The sequence below is a fragment of the Celeribacter indicus genome (assembly GCF_000819565.1).
In the GTDB taxonomy this organism is placed as follows: domain Bacteria; phylum Pseudomonadota; class Alphaproteobacteria; order Rhodobacterales; family Rhodobacteraceae; genus Celeribacter; species Celeribacter indicus.
The window spans coordinates 3373170-3389877 of the sequence record NZ_CP004393.1 but is presented as its reverse complement, the minus strand read 5'-3'; the positions used below and the strand labels follow the sequence as shown (position 1 = coordinate 3389877).

General features: G+C 66.6%; 15 protein-coding genes. 9 read left to right on the top strand and 6 right to left on the bottom strand.

Annotation, left to right across the window (positions count from 1 at the left end; all coding sequences use genetic code 11):
- Window positions 1-56 precede the first annotated feature (56 nt).
- Window positions 57-1793 carry a TadE/TadG family type IV pilus assembly protein gene (locus tag P73_RS16710; protein ID WP_043870454.1) on the bottom strand — a complete coding sequence of 579 codons (1737 nt, stop codon included), beginning with the start codon at window positions 1791-1793 and terminating at the stop codon, window positions 57-59.
- Between the two features lie 343 nt (window positions 1794-2136).
- Here P73_RS16710 and dnaG point away from each other — a divergent pair, with 343 nt between their 5' ends.
- The 4 genes from dnaG to P73_RS16695 all read left to right on the top strand — a co-directional run bounded on the left by dnaG (window position 2137) and on the right by P73_RS16695 (window position 7336).
- Entirely contained in the window at window positions 2137-4098 is a 1962-nt protein-coding gene (gene dnaG / locus P73_RS16705) for a DNA primase (protein WP_043870453.1), read from the top strand.
- A gap of 311 nt (window positions 4099-4409) precedes the next feature.
- Window positions 4410-6410 carry an RNA polymerase sigma factor RpoD gene (gene rpoD, locus P73_RS16700; protein ID WP_043870452.1) on the top strand — a complete coding sequence of 667 codons (2001 nt, stop codon included), beginning with the start codon at window positions 4410-4412 and terminating at the stop codon, window positions 6408-6410.
- An 89-nt stretch (window positions 6411-6499) separates the two neighbouring features.
- Window positions 6500-6823 (top strand): hypothetical protein, encoded by a 324-nt coding sequence (locus tag P73_RS25730; RefSeq protein ID WP_174446914.1) that lies wholly within the window; start codon window positions 6500-6502, stop codon window positions 6821-6823.
- A 222-nt stretch (window positions 6824-7045) separates the two neighbouring features.
- On the top strand, window positions 7046-7336 hold the full coding sequence (locus P73_RS16695) for an HlyU family transcriptional regulator (protein ID WP_043870451.1): 291 nt from the start codon (window positions 7046-7048) through the stop codon (window positions 7334-7336).
- Window positions 7337-7342: 6 nt separating this feature from the next.
- Here P73_RS16695 and budC read toward each other — a convergent pair whose 3' ends face one another.
- A complete protein-coding gene (budC, locus tag P73_RS16690; protein ID WP_043870450.1) occupies window positions 7343-8101 on the bottom strand; it encodes a meso-2,3-butanediol dehydrogenase in 759 nt (252 codons plus the stop codon).
- Window positions 8102-8222: 121 nt separating this feature from the next.
- Window positions 8223-9077: an SDR family oxidoreductase gene (locus tag P73_RS16685; protein ID WP_043870449.1), complete on the bottom strand. Its 855-nt coding sequence runs from the start codon at window positions 9075-9077 to the stop codon at window positions 8223-8225.
- 127 nt (window positions 9078-9204) lie between these two features.
- Here P73_RS16685 and P73_RS16680 point away from each other — a divergent pair, with 127 nt between their 5' ends.
- The 5 genes from P73_RS16680 to ribD all read left to right on the top strand — a co-directional run bounded on the left by P73_RS16680 (window position 9205) and on the right by ribD (window position 12218).
- Entirely contained in the window at window positions 9205-9597 is a 393-nt protein-coding gene (locus tag P73_RS16680; protein WP_043870448.1) for a winged helix-turn-helix transcriptional regulator, read from the top strand.
- Window positions 9598-9698: 101 nt separating this feature from the next.
- Window positions 9699-9962, top strand: a complete 264-nt coding sequence (locus P73_RS16675; protein WP_043870447.1) for a hypothetical protein — start codon at window positions 9699-9701, stop codon at window positions 9960-9962.
- A 107-nt stretch (window positions 9963-10069) separates the two neighbouring features.
- The gene (locus P73_RS16670; protein ID WP_043870446.1) at window positions 10070-10489 is read left to right on the top strand and encodes a secondary thiamine-phosphate synthase enzyme YjbQ; all 420 of its coding nucleotides are present in this window, start codon (window positions 10070-10072) and stop codon (window positions 10487-10489) included.
- A gap of 133 nt (window positions 10490-10622) precedes the next feature.
- Window positions 10623-11090 (top strand): transcriptional regulator NrdR, encoded by a 468-nt coding sequence (nrdR, locus tag P73_RS16665; RefSeq protein WP_043870445.1) that lies wholly within the window; start codon window positions 10623-10625, stop codon window positions 11088-11090.
- A 6-nt stretch (window positions 11091-11096) separates the two neighbouring features.
- Window positions 11097-12218: a bifunctional diaminohydroxyphosphoribosylaminopyrimidine deaminase/5-amino-6-(5-phosphoribosylamino)uracil reductase RibD gene (gene ribD / locus P73_RS16660; protein WP_052453361.1), complete on the top strand. Its 1122-nt coding sequence runs from the start codon at window positions 11097-11099 to the stop codon at window positions 12216-12218.
- On the opposite strand, the gene P73_RS16655 is transcribed toward ribD, so the two are convergent.
- The 3 genes from P73_RS16655 to P73_RS16645 form a co-directional block, all read right to left on the bottom strand.
- Window positions 12186-13955, bottom strand: a complete 1770-nt coding sequence (locus P73_RS16655) for a capsular polysaccharide export protein, LipB/KpsS family (RefSeq protein ID WP_052453360.1) — start codon at window positions 13953-13955, stop codon at window positions 12186-12188. The two genes, ribD and P73_RS16655, sit on opposite strands and share 33 nt — an antisense overlap.
- Window positions 13952-15085: a polysaccharide biosynthesis/export family protein gene (locus P73_RS16650; protein WP_174446913.1), complete on the bottom strand. Its 1134-nt coding sequence runs from the start codon at window positions 15083-15085 to the stop codon at window positions 13952-13954. The genes P73_RS16655 and P73_RS16650 overlap by 4 nt, the downstream gene beginning before the upstream one ends.
- A 269-nt stretch (window positions 15086-15354) precedes the next feature.
- Entirely contained in the window at window positions 15355-16659 is a 1305-nt protein-coding gene (locus P73_RS16645; protein WP_043870444.1) for a capsule biosynthesis protein, read from the bottom strand.
- Window positions 16660-16708 lie beyond the last annotated feature (49 nt).

The following is a 16708-nucleotide window of genomic DNA, read 5'->3' as shown; positions in this document are numbered from 1 at the left end:
TCCCTCTTCGCCGCGGTCCTGCCGCCGCGCCTTTTCGCGCACTCTGGACCACAGCCTCATTGCGTCAGCCTCAGTTCGGTGACTTCCGCGGCGATGGCGGAGAAGGCTTCGGAAATCTCGATCCCTTCGACATCGTAATAATGCGAATAGGTGGTGGCACAGCTTTTCAGCAGGGTCTTGGCGTTGCGGGTGGTTTCGAACCCGATGCTGTAGATGATGATGCCCGCGTCCTTGGCCCTGGTGCACAAATCTTCAAGGTATCTGTCCTTGGTGCTGGCGGCCGAGGTGTCGTAAACCTTGGCGTAGGAGCTTGATCTGGGCTTTTCCCCGTTGTTGTCGGCCCGGATGCGGATGTCCTCATGGCGCGGGGTCGTGTACCGGGCGAAGATATCGGCCCATTCCATCGGGGTCGCGTTGTTTCCGCCGGCGGGCGTCGTCTGGAATTTTCCGGTCGAGGGGATGTAGTATCTCGTCTCGTAACGGGTTCTCGTCTCGTAATCCGACTCTTTCCTGCATCTGGACTTGGTGCAGACCTTTTCCGTGATCTTGTAATTGTCCGTCTTGAACGAGGTGACGCCCTCCGGCGAGACGAAGGCGTCGGTGTTTCCGCGGCGGTATTTGTCCTTGATGAAGTAATGCGTGTCGTGTTCCCCGTCGGTCATCAGCACGATGATTTTCTGGGTGCCGGCACTGTCGTTCTCGGCGGGAAAGTCCAGCGGGTACTCCTTCAGGGTGGAGGACACCTTTCCCTTCGCTTCGAGCGAGGCGGTGATCGGGCGGAAACTCGGATCGAGCAGGGCGGTGCCCCATTTCAGGCCGATGTTGATCGAGGTGCCGCCAAGGGCGCGAAGCCCCCGGATCTTGCTCCTTGCGTCTTCGTAGGAGTTGACGAAGGGCAGGATTTCGTTGGCTGCCGCAGAGTCGCAATATTCGAGCTCCAGGCCCTCGGACCTGTCGTTCCAGGCGTCGAAGGTGAAAGCCTGCGGATAGGTTTTCGCACCCGGCATCGTGTTGGGCTGGATGGAGATGGTTTTGAAGTCATTCGAATCGAATTGCAGACAATAGGAATAGTCGTTCGGGTCGCCGCGATTGAACATCTTCCCGATGGACGGGCCGGCATTCACCTGTCCGCTGTAGGGCACGATGGACAGGGCGATCTGTCCCCTGTCGTCGGCGCTGAAAATCGTCTTTGCGAAATCGTCGGCGGCGTCCCGCAGGTTGGCGATGCGGTGGTTCTGATCCATTGACCCGGACACGTCGAGCACAAGGGCGATTTCCATCTTGCCGACGGATTGCTCGGCGGTGCCGGCGGCGGAGAGGCCGATGTCGTCGACGCCTGCGAGACGCATGAAAAACGTGTTGATCGAGCCGTCGACCGTGGCGCTCACCCTGCGTCCGGCCATGCCGCGGGTCACGTCGATGTCGTCCTTCGAGATGTAGTCACCAAACCCGGCCTTGTCGAAATAGTCCAGCACGATGTTTTTCACATCGTCGTCGGTCGCGGCCTGTGTCTGGATGTTGGCGGCGACCAGGATGGAGCGGTCCAGCGTGCCCTGGAGCTGGGTGCGGAGGGTTTCGTGGCGAATGACGTCGACCCCCATCCCCGCGACCATGAGAATGATCACGAAGGCGAAGAGGCCAAAGATGAAGAGCGCCCCGTCCTCGTCGCGCCAGTAGGCGCGGCGCGCGGCGCGCATCGTGGCAAGCAGCTTGTAACGCGACAGACGGGCGCGGCCTTGCTGCCGGACCGGCTCCACAGGCGCCGCTTCGCGACGCGTAACATTCCCCAACATGACACCGTCTCTCGTTCCGAGTGGTGCCCCCGTGACCCCAGTTTGCGTGACGCCCGGCCGGAGTTTCCCCGTGCATGACAGTCGCCACCCGAGAGCATTCTGGACGCTTCTCGGGCGCCGGTAAAGCGCCATGACGTCTCGCCCCGAAATGGTCAGATTTGGCGCCGGAAGCGGCCCGGCGCGAGAGGGCGGCGCGGGGTCGCGCCACGATCTTGCCTTTTTTCGCCATGAGTGCGCCGGATTTTCGGCGCATTTTTTCCCAGATGTGAGTCCTTCGCGGAGAGGCGGGCATGGCGTGCGCATGCTCTGGACCTTGGCGCCGTGAGAGAGGATACTCCCGCCCATGTCTTTGCCGCCGGGATTCTTGGATGAGCTGCGCAACCGCCTGTCGCTGACCGACGTGGTCGGCCGAAAGGTCATGTGGGATGCGCGCAAGTCGAATGCCGGCAAGGGCGACATGTGGGCGCCATGCCCGTTCCACCACGAGAAGACCGCTTCCTTCCACGTCAACGACAAGGACGGCTATTACTATTGTTTCGGCTGCCATGCGAAGGGCGACGCGATCACCTTCGTGCGCGAGACGGAGAACGTCGGCTTCATGGAGGCGATCGAGATCCTCGCGCGCGAGGCCGGAATGCCCGTGCCCGAGCGCGACCCGCAGGCACAGAAGCAGGCCGACCGCCGCAGCGAGCTTGCGGAGGTGAACGAGGCGGCGAACCGGTTCTTCCGGCTCTGCCTGAACCAGCAGGGCGGTGCGGAGGCGCGCGCCTATCTCGACCGGCGCGGGATGAGGCCGGCGACGCGGGAGCGCTTCGAGATCGGATATGCGCCGTCCGGCAATGCGCTGATCCGGGCCCTGCGGGATCAGGGCGTCTCGCTCGACCTCGCCATCGAGGCGGGGGTGGTTGCGAAGCCCGACGACGGGCGCGATCCCTACGATTTCTTCCGCGACCGCATCACCTTTCCGATCCGCGATGCGCGCGGGCGGCTCATTTCCTTCGGCGGGCGGGCGATGGACCCGAACGCGCGGGCGAAATATCTCAACGGGCCGGAGCGGCTGCTGTTCGACAAGGGCGCGGCGCTCTACAACCACAGGGAGGCGCGGGCGGCCTGCGGGCGCGGCCAGGTGCTCGTGGTGGCCGAGGGCTACATGGATGTGATCGCCATGGCCGAGGCCGGATTCGAGGCCACCGTCGCCCCGCTCGGCACCGCGATCACCGACCGCCAGTTGCAGCTCATGTGGCGCATGTCGCCCGAGCCGGTGATCGCGCTCGACGGCGATACGGCGGGGCTGCGCGCGGCCTACCGGGTGATCGACCTCGCGATGCCGCTCTTGCAGGCCGGCCAGTCGCTGCGCTTCGCGATCATGCCGGAGGGGCAGGATCCCGACGACCTGATCAAGGCGAAGGGGCCGGAGGCGATGGCCGAGGTGCTCGCCGCCGCCGTGCCCATGGTCACGCTCCTGTGGCGGCGGGAGACCGAGGGCAAGGTCCTCGACAGCCCCGAACGGCGCGCGGCGCTCGACAAGGCGCTGCGCGACGCGATCCGCCCGATCGCGGATCCGTCGATCAAGCGACATTACGGCGAGATCCTCAAGGAGATGCGCTACGAGCTCTTCCGTCCGCAGCGCGGCGGCCAGGCGCGGGCGGAGCGGCGGGCGTGGACACCCCAGCGCGGGCGCTTCGGAAGGGGGCCGGCCGTGCCCACGGAGGGGCTGAAGGCCTCCGCCCTCGTCGCGGGCGACGAAAGCCATGCCGATCTGATGCGCGAGGCCGTGGTGCTCGCCACGCTGCTGCGCAATCCCGGCGCCGGGCTGAAATTCATGACGCAGCTCGAGGCGCTGCATCCGCAGGGCGAGGAACATGCCACGCTTCTCCACGCGCTTCTGCTGCATGCCGAGGAGGAGGATGCCGCCGCGCTGCGGGAAAACGTGATCGCGATTGCCGGGCTGGAGGCTCTTGACCGGCTGTTGGCGCATCCCCATGTGCAGATCGCGCCCCCGGTGCGCCGTCCCGACCCGGAGATCGCGGAGATGTGCCTGGCCGAAGAGCTTGCCAAGCTCAAGGCCCGCCGCGGCTACGGTGCGGAACTCGACGAGGGGGTGGCGGCGCTTCTCGAGGCAGAAGACGAAAAGCTGACATGGCGCCTGAGGCAGGCGGCGGAGGCGCGCAACCGCGCGACCAAGGCCGAGGCCGAGGATCGCACCGAGTTCGATATCGCCGAGAACGGGCTCGAATTGTCGCGCAGCGAAAGGGAGGCGTTCCGGGCGCTGCTGTCGCGGATTGATCCGCAAAGCCGGTCCTGACGGGGCTGGACACGGGGCGCCGGAGACATAGCTGTTGCCTGTGGACGGACAGGGGCGCGCGCTGCCCTCTGGTGCAGGAATGGTTAAGGAAATATGGGTATCCATGTGGCGAATCGTCGATTCGCGTGACATGATTCGCTTTAACTCAGTGGGGCGTCCTCGGGCAGGGGCGGTTCACGGGCTCCAGCGGTGCCTGCGCGGGACCGACGGTCCGGCAGGGGACTGACCCGTCCGTTCGACCCGATGGCATCGGGGCGGGGGTGCGGAACGGGACCGCCGGGCGGAGCCAAGTGACAGAAGGGGAGTGCCGTATGGCCGCAAAGGACAACGACGACACCAAGACCGAGGATCAGGATCAGGACGCCATGCTCGATGTGAGCCAGGCCGCGGTCAAGAAGATGATTTCCGAGGCACGCGAGAAGGGCTACATCACCTACGATCAGCTCAACAAGGTGCTTCCGCCGGAACAGGTGAGCTCCGAGCAGATCGAGGATGTCATGTCCATGCTCTCGGAAATGGGCATCAACGTCATCGAGGACGAAGAGGTCGAGGACGAGGACGGCGCGGTCGAGGGCGAGGCCCGGCCGGGTGGCGAACTCGTGACCACGGGCGGCTCGCGCGAGCTGGCCACGGCCTCCGGCGAGACCGAGAAGCTCGACCGCACGGACGATCCGGTGCGCATGTACCTGCGCGAGATGGGCTCGGTCGAGCTTCTGTCGCGCGAGGGCGAAATTGCCATCGCGAAGCGGATCGAGGCGGGCCGGAACACGATGATCGCGGGGCTGTGCGAAAGCCCGCTGACCTTCCAGGCGATCACGATCTGGCATGACGAGCTTCTGTCCGAGGACATTCTCCTGCGCGACGTCATCGACCTCGAGGCGACCTTCGGCGGCGGCGTCGAGGGCGACGACGAGGCCGGCGTGGTCGAGGGGCTCGCTGTCGAAAGCGGCTCCGGCGAGGCGAAGGAGAAGGAACAGGAATACGACGCGGACGGCAATCCGATCAGTTCCGACGACGACGAGGACGACGACGAGCAGGCCAACATGTCGCTCGCCGCGATGGAGGCCGCGCTGAAGCCGCAGGTGCTTGAGACGCTGGCGCGCATTTCCTCCGATTTCGCGACCCTGTCGGAGATGCAGGATCTGCGGATGAGCGCCACGCTCAACGAGGACGGTTCCTTTTCGGCGGCCAACGAGGCGGACTATCAGACCCTGCGCGGGGAGATCGTGGCGCTGGTGAATTCGCTTCACCTGCACAACAACCGCATCGAGGCGCTGATCGACCAGCTCTATGGCATCAACAAGCGGATCATGACGATCGATTCGAGCATGGTGAAGCTTGCCGACCAGGCGCGCATCAACCGCAAGGAATTCATCGATGAGTATCGCGGGGCGGAGCTCGATCCGACCTGGCTCGACCGCATGGCCGGGAAGGCCGGCCGCGGCTGGCAGATGTTCATCGAGCGCCACAGCGACAAGGTCGAGGAGCTGCGGTCCGAGATGGCGATGGTCGGGCAATATGTCGGCGTCGACATTTCCGAATTCCGCCGCATCGTGGCCCAGGTCCAGAAGGGCGAGAAGGAGGCCCGTCAGGCCAAGAAGGAAATGGTCGAGGCCAACCTGCGCCTCGTGATTTCCATCGCGAAGAAATACACCAACCGCGGGCTGCAATTCCTCGATCTCATCCAGGAAGGCAACATCGGCCTGATGAAGGCGGTGGACAAGTTCGAATACCGCCGTGGCTACAAGTTCTCGACCTATGCGACCTGGTGGATCCGGCAGGCGATCACCCGCTCGATTGCCGATCAGGCCCGGACCATCCGCATTCCGGTGCACATGATCGAGACGATCAACAAGCTGGTGCGCACGGGCCGTCAGATGCTGCACGAGATCGGCCGCGAGCCGACGCCGGAAGAGCTGGCCGAGAAGCTGCAAATGCCGCTGGAGAAGGTCCGGAAGGTGATGAAGATCGCCAAGGAGCCGATCTCGCTGGAGACGCCGATCGGCGACGAGGAGGACAGCCAGCTCGGCGATTTCATCGAGGACAAGAATGCGGTCCTGCCGCTCGATGCCGCGATTCAGGAGAACCTGAAGGAGACGACGACGCGGGTTCTGGCCTCGCTCACGCCCCGCGAGGAACGCGTGCTGCGGATGCGCTTCGGGATCGGGATGAACACCGACCACACGCTCGAGGAGGTCGGCCAGCAGTTCTCCGTCACCCGCGAACGTATCCGCCAGATCGAGGCGAAGGCGCTGCGCAAGCTGAAGCATCCGAGCCGGTCGCGGAAACTGCGGTCGTTCTTGGATCAGTGATCACAAAAGGCGCTCATCGGAGCGCCTTTTATTTTTCTCGCTTTTGGGTCTTTGTGAGACATAATTCCCTTGTTTTATTGGAGGGGAATATGGCTTTTACATATCGAGAGACCCAAATGGTTAAGGGAATGTTAAATCGTGGTGATAAGCAGCATGATATTGCTTCTTACTTCGGTGTGAATGGTGGGAGAGTAGCAGAGGTCGCGACTGGAAAGTGCGATTATCCTAATGCACAAGCGTTTCCAGAGGACAAGCTTCCCCCTCCGGGTCCTTATGTCGGAGCAAAGACAGTTTTCGAGATTAAAGAAATCTTGTCGGAGGCGAGAGAATTAATTGAAGAAGCGGGCACTCCCGAGGGTGAAGGCGCTGTGGCGATAGATGCAATTGAGACGGCGCTCAAGAAGCTGGATTAAATGACCGATTGCGCGGAACAAGACCGCAGGCCGCCGCACGTTGCCTGACCATTTTGGGGGCTAGCGATTTTATTGGATTGAGGCCTATCTCATTCGTCCGGCGGATTGGGCGGACATGAGGGGAACGGTTCAACCATTTGATCGCTGTCCCCCGCTCAGGCGATCCTCAGCTTGCACTCCCGACGCTCCCGCTCCAAACTGCCTCCCAAACAGGAGGTCCGCATGTCCCTTTTCTCGAAACTCTTCGGCGGCAAATCCCGGTCCGAAGATGCGCCGCGCCCCGCCGCGAAGTCGGAAGTGTACGGCAAGGGCTTTCGCATCTTCCCTGAGCCGCAAAAGGCCGAGAGCGGGTATCGCATCGCCGCACGGATCGAGAAGGATTTCGACGGCGAGACCCGTGAACATGTGATGATCCGCGCCGATACCATCGCCTCCGAGGACGAGGCGCGGCTGGCGAGCCTGCGCAAGGCGCAGATCTTCATCGACCAGATGGGCGACGGGATCTTCGACTGAGCCCGCTCAGCTCTGCGGCGGTTGCCCGTTGGAGGCCGACAGGCCGCCGTCCACCGGCAGGTTCACCCCGTTGACGAAGCCGGCGTCCTCCGAGGCGAGGAAGGCGATGACGGCGGCGATATCCTCGGGTTCGCCGGGGCGGCCGAGCGGGATCCGCTCCACGAATTTCGCGACCAGTTCCTCGTCCTTGAGCATGTCTTCGGTCAGCGCCGTCTTCGTGAAGGTCGGGTTCACCGCGTTCACCCGCACACCGGAATTCCGTGCGTCGAGCGCCAGCGCCCGCGTCAGATTGGTCACCGCTCCTTTCGCCGCGTTATAGGCGAACATGCCCCAGTCGCCGCCCGTGCCGGAGACGGAACTCGTCATCACCACATTTCCCTTCGACGCCTTCAAGTCCTCCCAGGCCGCCCTGGTGACGAAATAGGCGCCGTTCAGGTCAGTGTTCATCACATCGCTCCAGGCGTCGGTGCCGACCTCCCCGATCTCTCCCATCGCCACGATGCCCGCGTTGTTCACGAGCACGTCGATCTGGCCGAAAGCCGCCCTGGCCTCCGCGACGATCCTGCCCGCATTCTCCTGTTCGCGGACATCCGCGACGACCACCTTCGCCTGCGGGATGTCGGCGGCCACCTTCTCGAGCGTTTCCTGCGTGCGCGCCACGAGCACCACGTTTGCGCCTTCCCCTCCGAAGCGGCGGGCGGTGGCCGCGCCGATGCCGGAGGAGGCGCCGGTCACGATGACGGTCTTTCCTTCAAAGCGGGTCATGAGATCTCCTTCGCGGTATCTGGTCCCTGTCTGTCGGGGGAGCAACGCCCGCCGCGGCGGCCCGGTTCGCAGGATGCGGCGGGGCAGGGCACACAGTCGCGTGACCCGCCCCCGCGCGCGGTCAGGCCAGCGCCCGTTTCACCGTCTCCGCGATCGGTTCCGTCGGATGGCCGATGAGCGCCGAGAGGGTCCGGCTGTCGTCGAACAGCGCCCCCTGCGCCGCCTTCGCGTCGCTGTCCGCGAGCACGGCGGCGAAGCCCCCCGGCACCCCGGCCTCCACCAGCGCCTGCCGGAAGGTCTCTTCGGGCAGATCGGTATAGGCGACGGGCTTCCCCGCGGCGTCCGACAGGATCGCGGCATAGTCGGCGAGCGTGTAGGCCTCGTCCCCCGCGAGTTCGAGCACCTCTCCGTCATGGCCGCCCGCGAGCACGATGGCGGCGGCTTCGGCATAATCCTTGCGCGGCGCGGTGGCGAACCTGCCGGTTCCGGCGGCGCCGAAATGCTGGCCTGTCTCCAGATCCTGGGCGGCCGTCATGGTGATGTTGTCCGAATACCATCCGTTGCGCAGCAGAGTGAAGGCGATGCCGCTTTCGGCGAGCTTTGCCTCCGTGGCGAGATGTTCCTCGGCGAGCCGCATGCCGCCGGTGTCCGCATGGAGGATCGAGGTATAGGCGATGAAATCGACGCCGGCCGCGCGGGCCGCGTCGATGACATTGCCGTGCTGAGCGGCGCGCTGGCCCACCTCGGACGAGGAGATGAGCAGCAGGCGGTCGACGCCCTCCAGCGCGGTACGGAGCGCGGCGGGATCGTCGTAATCCGCGCGCCGGCTGGCGATGCCCTTCGCCGCGCAGGCCTCCGCGGCCGTATCGGAGCGCACGAGGGCGAGGATGTCCTGCGGGGCCACGAGCGTTGCGAGATGGTCGAGCACGAGCCGGCCCAGATGGCCGGAGGCGCCGGTGACGAGATAGGTGGTCATGGAAGCATTCCTTTCCGCTTCGGTGTCGCATATGATCGGTCTCATTTAGAGACCTTTTGGGCGGATCGAAAAGGAGGCACTTTTCGCGCCCCAGGTTACGTGCAGGGAACCGCCGGGGAGAGCCAGCATGCGTGACATACCGACCAGCCGCCTCGAGGAGTGGAAGGCGCGGGGATTCCATCCGGAGAACTGCCCGGTGCGGCAGGTGCTCGACCATGTGGCGGCGAAATGGACGGTGCTCGTCCTGCTCGAACTCGAACGCGGACCGCGCCGGTTCAACGTGCTGGGCCGGGCCCTGCCCGATATTTCCAAGCGGATGCTGACCCAGTCCCTGCGCGGGCTCGAGCGCGACGGCCTCGTCCGCCGCAGGGTCTTCGACACCAAGCCGCCGAGCGTGGAATATGCCCTGACGGATCTCGGGCGGGCGATGCTCGATCCGCTCGGCGCGCTCGTCGCCTGGGCCGAAGCCCGGATGCCGGAGATCGAAGCCGCGCGCCGCACGTTCGACGCGGCGGAGTGAAGAAGGCGCGCGCCACGGCGCGACAGTGAAACCATGGAATGAAACCATCTTGCGCGATCGGGTGTTATCTTCCTGTAGGACATGCTCAGGAGGGCCTGAAGATGCGATCGACGACCTTGACCTTTGGACTGCTCGGCGTGGCGGGACTGGCCGCCGCGGCCGCCGTCGCTTCGCCCTACGTTCCGCTCACCGAGGATCATCTTCACCCCGAACCGATCGTGATCGAAGTCCCGCAGGAGGATCTGTCGCGTTGCATCGCGACGCTCGAACAGGTGTTCATCGGCCCTGTCGTCGACGCGACGGTGCAAAGCGCCGCGCTCGATCCGGCGGAGCGGGGGCCGACCGTCACCTGTGTCGCGAAATGAGACCGGAAGGGTCCGGATCTTGACTTCGCCGCCGTCTGCAATGCCTATGCCGGGGTAGCGGTCTGCCGCGGCGCAGAGGGATTCATGACGCGGAAAGGAGCCTGAGGGTGAGCCACACGAGTTTCGACATCGACACCCATGGGCCGGGTCTCTACGAATTCACCGAACAGGTGGCGCGATGGGTCGCAGGCGAGGGGCCGATGGAGGCCTGCCTGACGCTGATGGTCCAGCACAGTTCTGCCTCGCTCCTCATCCAGGAAAACGCCGATCCCGAGGTGCGGACGGATCTCCAGGCGTTCTTTCACCGGCTGGTGCCGCCGTCCACCGATCCCGCGATGTCCTACCTCACCCACACCTACGAAGGGCCGGACGACATGCCGGGACATATCAAGGCGGCCTTGCTGCCGACGACCTTGTCCATTCCCGTCATCGGCGGCCGCATGACGCTCGGAACGTGGCAAGGACTTTACCTTTTCGAACACCGGGCGCGGCCGCACCGGCGCAGCGTCGTCGCCCTCCTGCGCTGAGAGGAGCGGCCACTACATCTAGGCTGGCAAATTTCATCTACCCAAATTCTGGGCGAGACCCTATAGTACCTGTGGATAAATGGGGCGCAGACCCCATGGGGGCAGAGGCAGAGAAGGATAGAGGGGCGCCAGAATGCGTTGTCCATTTTGCGGAAATGTTGATACCCAGGTGAAAGACAGCCGCCCGGCTGAGGATCACGTCGCGATCCGGCGGCGGCGTTTCTGTTCGGCTTGTGGCGGGCGCTTCACCACCTATGAGCGTGTGCAGCTGCGCGACCTCGTTGTCGTGAAGTCTAACGGCCGGCGCGAGGATTTCGACCGCGACAAGCTCGAACGCTCCATCCGCATCGCGGCGCAGAAAAGACCCATCGAACCGGAACGCCTCGACCAGATGATCTCCGGCATCGTGCGCCGCCTCGAGAGCATGGGCGAGACGGACATCCCCTCCAAGACCATCGGCGAGATCGTGATGGAAAGCCTCGCGCGGATCGACACGGTCGCCTATGTGCGCTTTGCCTCCGTCTACAAGAATTTCCAGGCCGCCGACGATTTCGACAAGTTCGTGAGCGAGCTGCGCCCCGACGCGAAGATCGAAGAGTAACCCGCGATGGACGACGACCGGGCGCATATGCGTCACGCGCTGGCGCTGGCGCGGCGCGGCCTCGGGCGCACCTGGCCCAACCCGGCGGTTGGCTGCGTCATCGTGCAGGACGGGCGGATCGTCGGGCGCGGCTGGACCCAGCCGGGCGGACGCCCCCATGCGGAGACGATGGCGCTGGCGCAGGCCGGCGCGGCCGCACGCGACGCCACCGCCTATGTCACGCTCGAACCCTGCGCGCATCACGGCAGGACGCCCCCCTGTGCGGATGCGCTGGTGGCGGCGGGCGTGGCGCGCGTGGTCGTGGCCCTCGGCGACCCGGATCCGCGCGTCGACGGGCAGGGCATCGCGCGGCTGCGCGCCGCCGGCATCGCCGTGGACACCGGGATCTGCGCCGCGGAGGCCCGCGAAGCGCAGGAGGGTTTCCTGCGCCGCGTGACGCAAGGGCGCCCGATGCTCACGCTGAAGCTCGCCCTGTCCTGGGACGGGCGCATCGCGACGGCGACGGGGGAGAGCCAGTGGATCACCGGCCCGGAGGCACGGCGGCGTGTGCATGCGATGCGCGCCGATCACGATGCCGTCCTCATCGGCGCGGGCACCGCGCGGGCGGATGATCCGGGCCTCACCGTGCGCGGCCTTGGCATCGCGCATCAGCCGGTGCGCGTGGTGATGTCGCGCCGCCTCGACCTGCCGCGCGACGGACAGCTCGCGCGCAGCGCGCGGGAGGTGCCGCTCTGGCTCCTGCACGGGCCCAGCGTGGCGGCGGACCTGCGGGAGGCGTGGCGCGATCTCGGCGCGGAGCTGATCGAGGCGCCGGTGATCTGCGGACAGCTCGACCCGGCCGCCAGCCTCGCGGCGCTCGGCGCGCGCGGGCTGACGCGGGTGTTCTGCGAGGGGGGCGGGACGCTTGCCGCGTCGCTCCTCGGGGCGGGGCTGGCCGACCGGGTGGCGCTGTTCACTGCCGGGCTCGCGATCGGCGCGGAAGGGATGCCGGGGCTCGGCGCGCTCGGGCTCGACCGGCTTGCGCAGGCGCCGCGCTACAGCCTTGCGCGGATCGAACGGCTCGGGCCGGATGTGCTCACCCTCTGGCGCTCCGCCTCATCCGGCGAGGCCGAGCCACCGCGCCCGTAGCTGCCTGAGCCGGGCGAGCAGGACCTGCGCCGCCCGGCTGCGCCCGTCCGGCGCCTCTGCCAAGTGTTCGATTGCCTCCTCGGGCGACAGAGGCGCGCCGCTGCGGGGATGGAAATAGCGCGGGTAGTCGATCAGCGTCGCATGGGCGAGCGCGGCGAGGCTCACCCGCCGGCTCCGCCGCGCCGGCACCGGGCCGAGATCGGTCGTCAGGCCCCAGCCGGCATAGAAGGGCGCGCCGGTGCAGGTGACGGGCCGTCCGCGCAGCAGCGCCTCGAACCCGATCAGTGAGGTCATCGTCCACAGCTCGTCGCAGGCCGCGATGAGGGCGAGCGGATCGGCATCCCGCGCCACCACATCGGCGATCCGCGCGGCATCGGGCAGGTGGCCGCGGCGCAATCCGGCCTCCACGTCCGGATGCGGCTTGTAGACGATCACAGCCCCCGGATGCGCCCGCCGCGCCGCGTCGAGAAGCGCGCGGTTGGTTGCCGGCGTCCCCGCGCCGAGCCGGATCGAGGCGTCGTCCTCCACCTGGCCCGCGACAAGGATCCGGTGGCCGGGGGGAAGCTCCGGCAGGCCGCGGCCGACATTGTATTTCGACAGGTCGAGCGCGGTGAGCCGCGACAGCAGGGCCTCGATCCGCCGCGCGGCGTGCTGTGGCAGGTCGGCGCGCGCGGCGATCAGCGCCTCGAGCCGGGAGGGCCGGGTCGGGTCGAAATAGATCCCGAGGTCGTCGAAGACGAGAGACACCGGCCGCACCAGCGCCGCGCCGAGCCCGCGCGAGCGCAGGAAGCCGTCCTCGATCCGCAGATCGGCCTCTGGCTGTGCGGCGCCCCAGGCGAGGTGGCGGCGTCCTGCCCCGCGGGCCCGTGCGATCCCCTCCGCGTCGTCGCGGAAGCTGAGCCCGCCCGCGCCGATATAGCGCCGCAGGAACCGGCGTTTCCACGGCAGGATCCCGGAGGCGACATATCCCGCCGCGTCCTCGCGCCGCGCCCGCGCCCGTGCCTCGAGCCGGGCGAGAAGGCTTTCGAGCGTGCAGGATCGCCCCCCTGCCTGCCAGTCCAGCGCCTCGAGCGCGACGGCGGCGAAGAGTTGCGCGCGGGTGAAGGCGGGCCGCGGCGCGGGTGGGGGAACCTCGTCCCCGGTCAGCCCGAGCCCGTGATACCACGGCATGCCGAAGACGCGGGGGCGGTGACCGGCGAGGATGGCATCGAACCCGTAGCCCGCGCCATGGGTATAGACCGCGGTGGCGCGTTCGAGCGCGGGATAGAGCGCGGTGCCCGGCGGCAGGCGGGTCAGGCGCGGATCGTCCTCGGTCCCGAAATAGCCGTCCGCACAGCCGAGGACCGCGACGCGGGCGTTCAGCGTCTCGGTCTGGGCGAAGACGAGCATTTCCCGCATTGCCTCCTCGGAGGGGGCGTCGGGGCGGCGGCGCGTTTCGTCGAGGACGAGCACATAGGGAAATTCGGGGAGCGGACTGCGGTGTTCCGCCGGATCCGGACCCTCCGCCTGGAGCGCCGCCCACCAGTCCATCGCGTCGCGGGCGCGGACGAGTTGCGCACTGTCGTCGAGCGGCCCGGCTGCGAGCACCTCGTGCAGCCCGCGGCGGGGCAGGGCACCGAGGTCCGGCTCGGCCATCGCGCGTTCGATCAGCAGCGGCGGCGCGGAGAAAAGCCGCCCCCGCGCGGTGGCGGGGACGGCGGATGTCGCGCGGCGCGCGGGGGCGCCGGCCGGCGTCATTGGCCGGCGAGACTGTTGATCTGGTTCGCGGAGCCGGCGGTTCCGGTGATCGCGCTGAGCGTTTTCTGCCACTGGACGAACGGTGCCTCGGTCACATAGACCGTGTCGCCGTCGCGGATGAGGAAATCGCGGGCGAGGAACAGCCCGTTCGGCTGGGTCAGGTCGAGCACGTAGACCACACGTTGCGGTCCGATGAGATCCGTGCGGCCGAGGACGATCCTCGCGATCTGCTCGGGCTCGTTGCGGAAGACGAAGACGCCCTTCGGATCCGCCGAATTGGTCTGGAGCCCGCCGACCTGCGCGATCGCCTCGAGTGCGGAAAGGTCGCGGGTCTTGAACGGGATCACGCTCTGCGCCCCGGTCGCCCCGAGTGCGGTGTAGGACCGCGGGTCGGCCTCGACCAGCACCCGGTCGCCGTCCCGCAACGGAATGTCGAATTTCGGATTGCTGTAGAGATCGTTGAACCAGATCGTGCCGATCCGTCCGCCGCGCATCACCTTGACCTGCGCGACCTCGGGCTCGACCGAGGGACCGCCGGCGGCGGCAAGCATCGCGGTGAGGCGCCGGGTCGGGCGTTCGATCGGATAGACGCCCTGGGCGCCGATCTTGCCGCTGACGGTGACGGTCGCGCCGTTCCCGGCGGCGCGGGTGACCATGACCTGCGGGTCGGGCGTCTGGGCGTCGAGCTTTTCGGTGATGATGCGGCGTATGGCCTCGGGGCTGTTGCCCGCCGCCTTGATCCGGCCGGCATAGGGCACGAAGATGAAGCCGTCCCCGTCGACCTGGACCTCGGAGAGGGCGGTCGCATTCGCGCCCTGGCCGGCCAGCAGGCCGTCGTCGACGTTTTCCCAGATCGTGAGCGACAGGACGTCGCCGGGGCTGATCGTGTCGGAGCCCACGAGGCCCGCGTTGAGGAAGGTGGAGGAGAAGCCGAGTTCGCTGTTGATCGCGGTTGCGGTGTTGACGCGGTCGTTGACCGAGATGACGAAGGCGTCGCCCTCGTTGAGGACCGAACCGGAGAAGACCTCGCGCTTGTTCGGACCGGAGCGGGGCAGGCCGCAGGCGGACAGGCTCGCCAGCACGGCCACGAGCGCGACGGCGCGGGTGGTACGCGATGTCAGAAATGCCACGGATTGCTCTCCTCTGCCCCGGTAGATTTTTTATTGGGTCTAATCAGAAGATTATCGGCACGCGAGTCAAAAATCCACGAAACTGTGAATGGCCGGCGCAGGGTGGCGGGCGGTGTTGCCGCAAGGACGCGCCGGGAGCAGGGGCTGTGGTCGCGGCCCGTTCGCCCGCAGGATATGGTGGGAGGGGAGGCGGAATTTCGCGGCTGTCCCGCCCGGATTTCGCCTCATTTCCTCCGGGTTTCGTCCGGCACGGGGCCGTCGGGGCCTCTTCATCGCCTGAGGCGCAGGGGCTGGCGCGGCTGGGCGGTGCCGTGCAGAAGTGCGGTGTCCGGCGCCTCCGGCGCGAGCATCAGGTCGACCACGACGCGCATGAGCTGCCGCCGCCCGCGTTTCGAATAGAACCCGCCGGGGATCTGCGAGCTTTCAAGAAGGAATTGCCGGTAGTCGCGATAGGCGCGCCGGTCCGGGCGGACCGGCCGGGAGAAGAATTCGTCGAGCGGCTGGTGGGACACGAATTCCGGCTTGTCGTAGACCGCGCGTCCGAAGACCTTGAGCGGGAGGCCGAGGGCGAGCACCTGCTGGCCCGCGGTGGAGTTGACGGTCACGGCCGAGCGCGCCATGTGCAGCAGCCGTTTCAGCTTTCCGCCGCGCACGTAATGCACCCGGTCGGGGACGCCGTGTTCGGCGGCGATGCGGCGCACCTCCTGGGTGAGGTTGCGCCGGTCGTTCTCGAGAGGATGCGCCTTGAACACGAGATGGTGGTGGGCGGGGGCGCCGCTTGCGAAACCCGCGATCACGTCGGCGATGAATTCGGGCATCGTCGTATAGGGCGAATGCACCTGAAAGCTCGTGTCGTGTTCGAGCTGGAGCAGGGCGATATGAAAGGGAAAGCCGCTCGCGAGGATCCGGCGCGTATGCCATTCGCGCGACAGGTGGTGCCGCGGCATGAGCACCAGTCGCTTGAAATACAGCAGGAATTCCTTTGAGACGGGCAGCTCGCGATGGCCCTTGTAATGCCGGAAGGCACCATTGCGGAACATGACGAACCAGTGATAGAGCGCGCCGTAGAAGATGTGCTGGCGCATCTCGCCCCATTGCGGAGGCGGTTCGATGGGGTCGAGGTCGATCTTCTCGAGAGCGGTGCGCATGTCCTGCACGCTCAGGTGCATCAGCATCGAATTGCCGTTCGAGCCGTCGCGTTCATATGTGACCCAGTAGGGGCGGATATATCCTTCCTCGAAGACGTGCACGGTCAGGCCGAGCGCGCGGGCCCGGTCGGTGGCGAGCGCATGGACGGGCCGGGTATCGCCGTAGAGCACGATGTCGGTCACGCCCTTCTCGCGCACGAGCGCCTCGAACCGGTCCGGCCAGTCCTCCGCCTGCCCGGTATAGGGCAGGAAGCTGCCGGGGGAGAACCAGAAGGCGCGGTCGCCGGCGTTGAAGCCGACGCGCCACACCTCCGACCCGGTCCGGCGCAGCATGCGTCCGAGGCTCCAGAAGAACGGCCCGTGCGGGCCCTGGAGCATCAGGAACACCTTCCTGCCGGGGGTCGTGTCGGAGGTTTCGGTCTGCATGGGGATGTCTTGGCGTAAAATGGTTAAAAAATCTTCGCGAATATTCGGC

Bases quoted from the DNA above. Each gene is read 5' to 3' on its own strand.
- P73_RS16645 (WP_043870444.1), bottom strand. From the start codon at position 16,659: ATGCAGACCGAAACCTCCGACACGACCCCCGGCAGGAAGGTGTTCCTG.
- rpoD (WP_043870452.1), top strand. From the start codon at position 4,410: ATGGCCGCAAAGGACAACGACGACACCAAGACCGAGGATCAGGATCAG.
- P73_RS16685 (WP_043870449.1), bottom strand. From the start codon at position 9,077: ATGACCACCTATCTCGTCACCGGCGCCTCCGGCCATCTGGGCCGGCTC.
- nrdR (WP_043870445.1), top strand. From the start codon at position 10,623: ATGCGTTGTCCATTTTGCGGAAATGTTGATACCCAGGTGAAAGACAGC.
- P73_RS16675 (WP_043870447.1), top strand. From the start codon at position 9,699: ATGCGATCGACGACCTTGACCTTTGGACTGCTCGGCGTGGCGGGACTG.
- P73_RS25730 (WP_174446914.1), top strand. From the start codon at position 6,500: ATGGCTTTTACATATCGAGAGACCCAAATGGTTAAGGGAATGTTAAAT.
- ribD (WP_052453361.1), top strand. From the start codon at position 11,097: ATGGACGACGACCGGGCGCATATGCGTCACGCGCTGGCGCTGGCGCGG.
- P73_RS16655 (WP_052453360.1), bottom strand. From the start codon at position 13,955: ATGACGCCGGCCGGCGCCCCCGCGCGCCGCGCGACATCCGCCGTCCCC.
- P73_RS16695 (WP_043870451.1), top strand. From the start codon at position 7,046: ATGTCCCTTTTCTCGAAACTCTTCGGCGGCAAATCCCGGTCCGAAGAT.
- budC (WP_043870450.1), bottom strand. From the start codon at position 8,101: ATGACCCGCTTTGAAGGAAAGACCGTCATCGTGACCGGCGCCTCCTCC.
- P73_RS16680 (WP_043870448.1), top strand. From the start codon at position 9,205: ATGCGTGACATACCGACCAGCCGCCTCGAGGAGTGGAAGGCGCGGGGA.
- P73_RS16710 (WP_043870454.1), bottom strand. From the start codon at position 1,793: ATGTTGGGGAATGTTACGCGTCGCGAAGCGGCGCCTGTGGAGCCGGTC.
- dnaG (WP_043870453.1), top strand. From the start codon at position 2,137: ATGTCTTTGCCGCCGGGATTCTTGGATGAGCTGCGCAACCGCCTGTCG.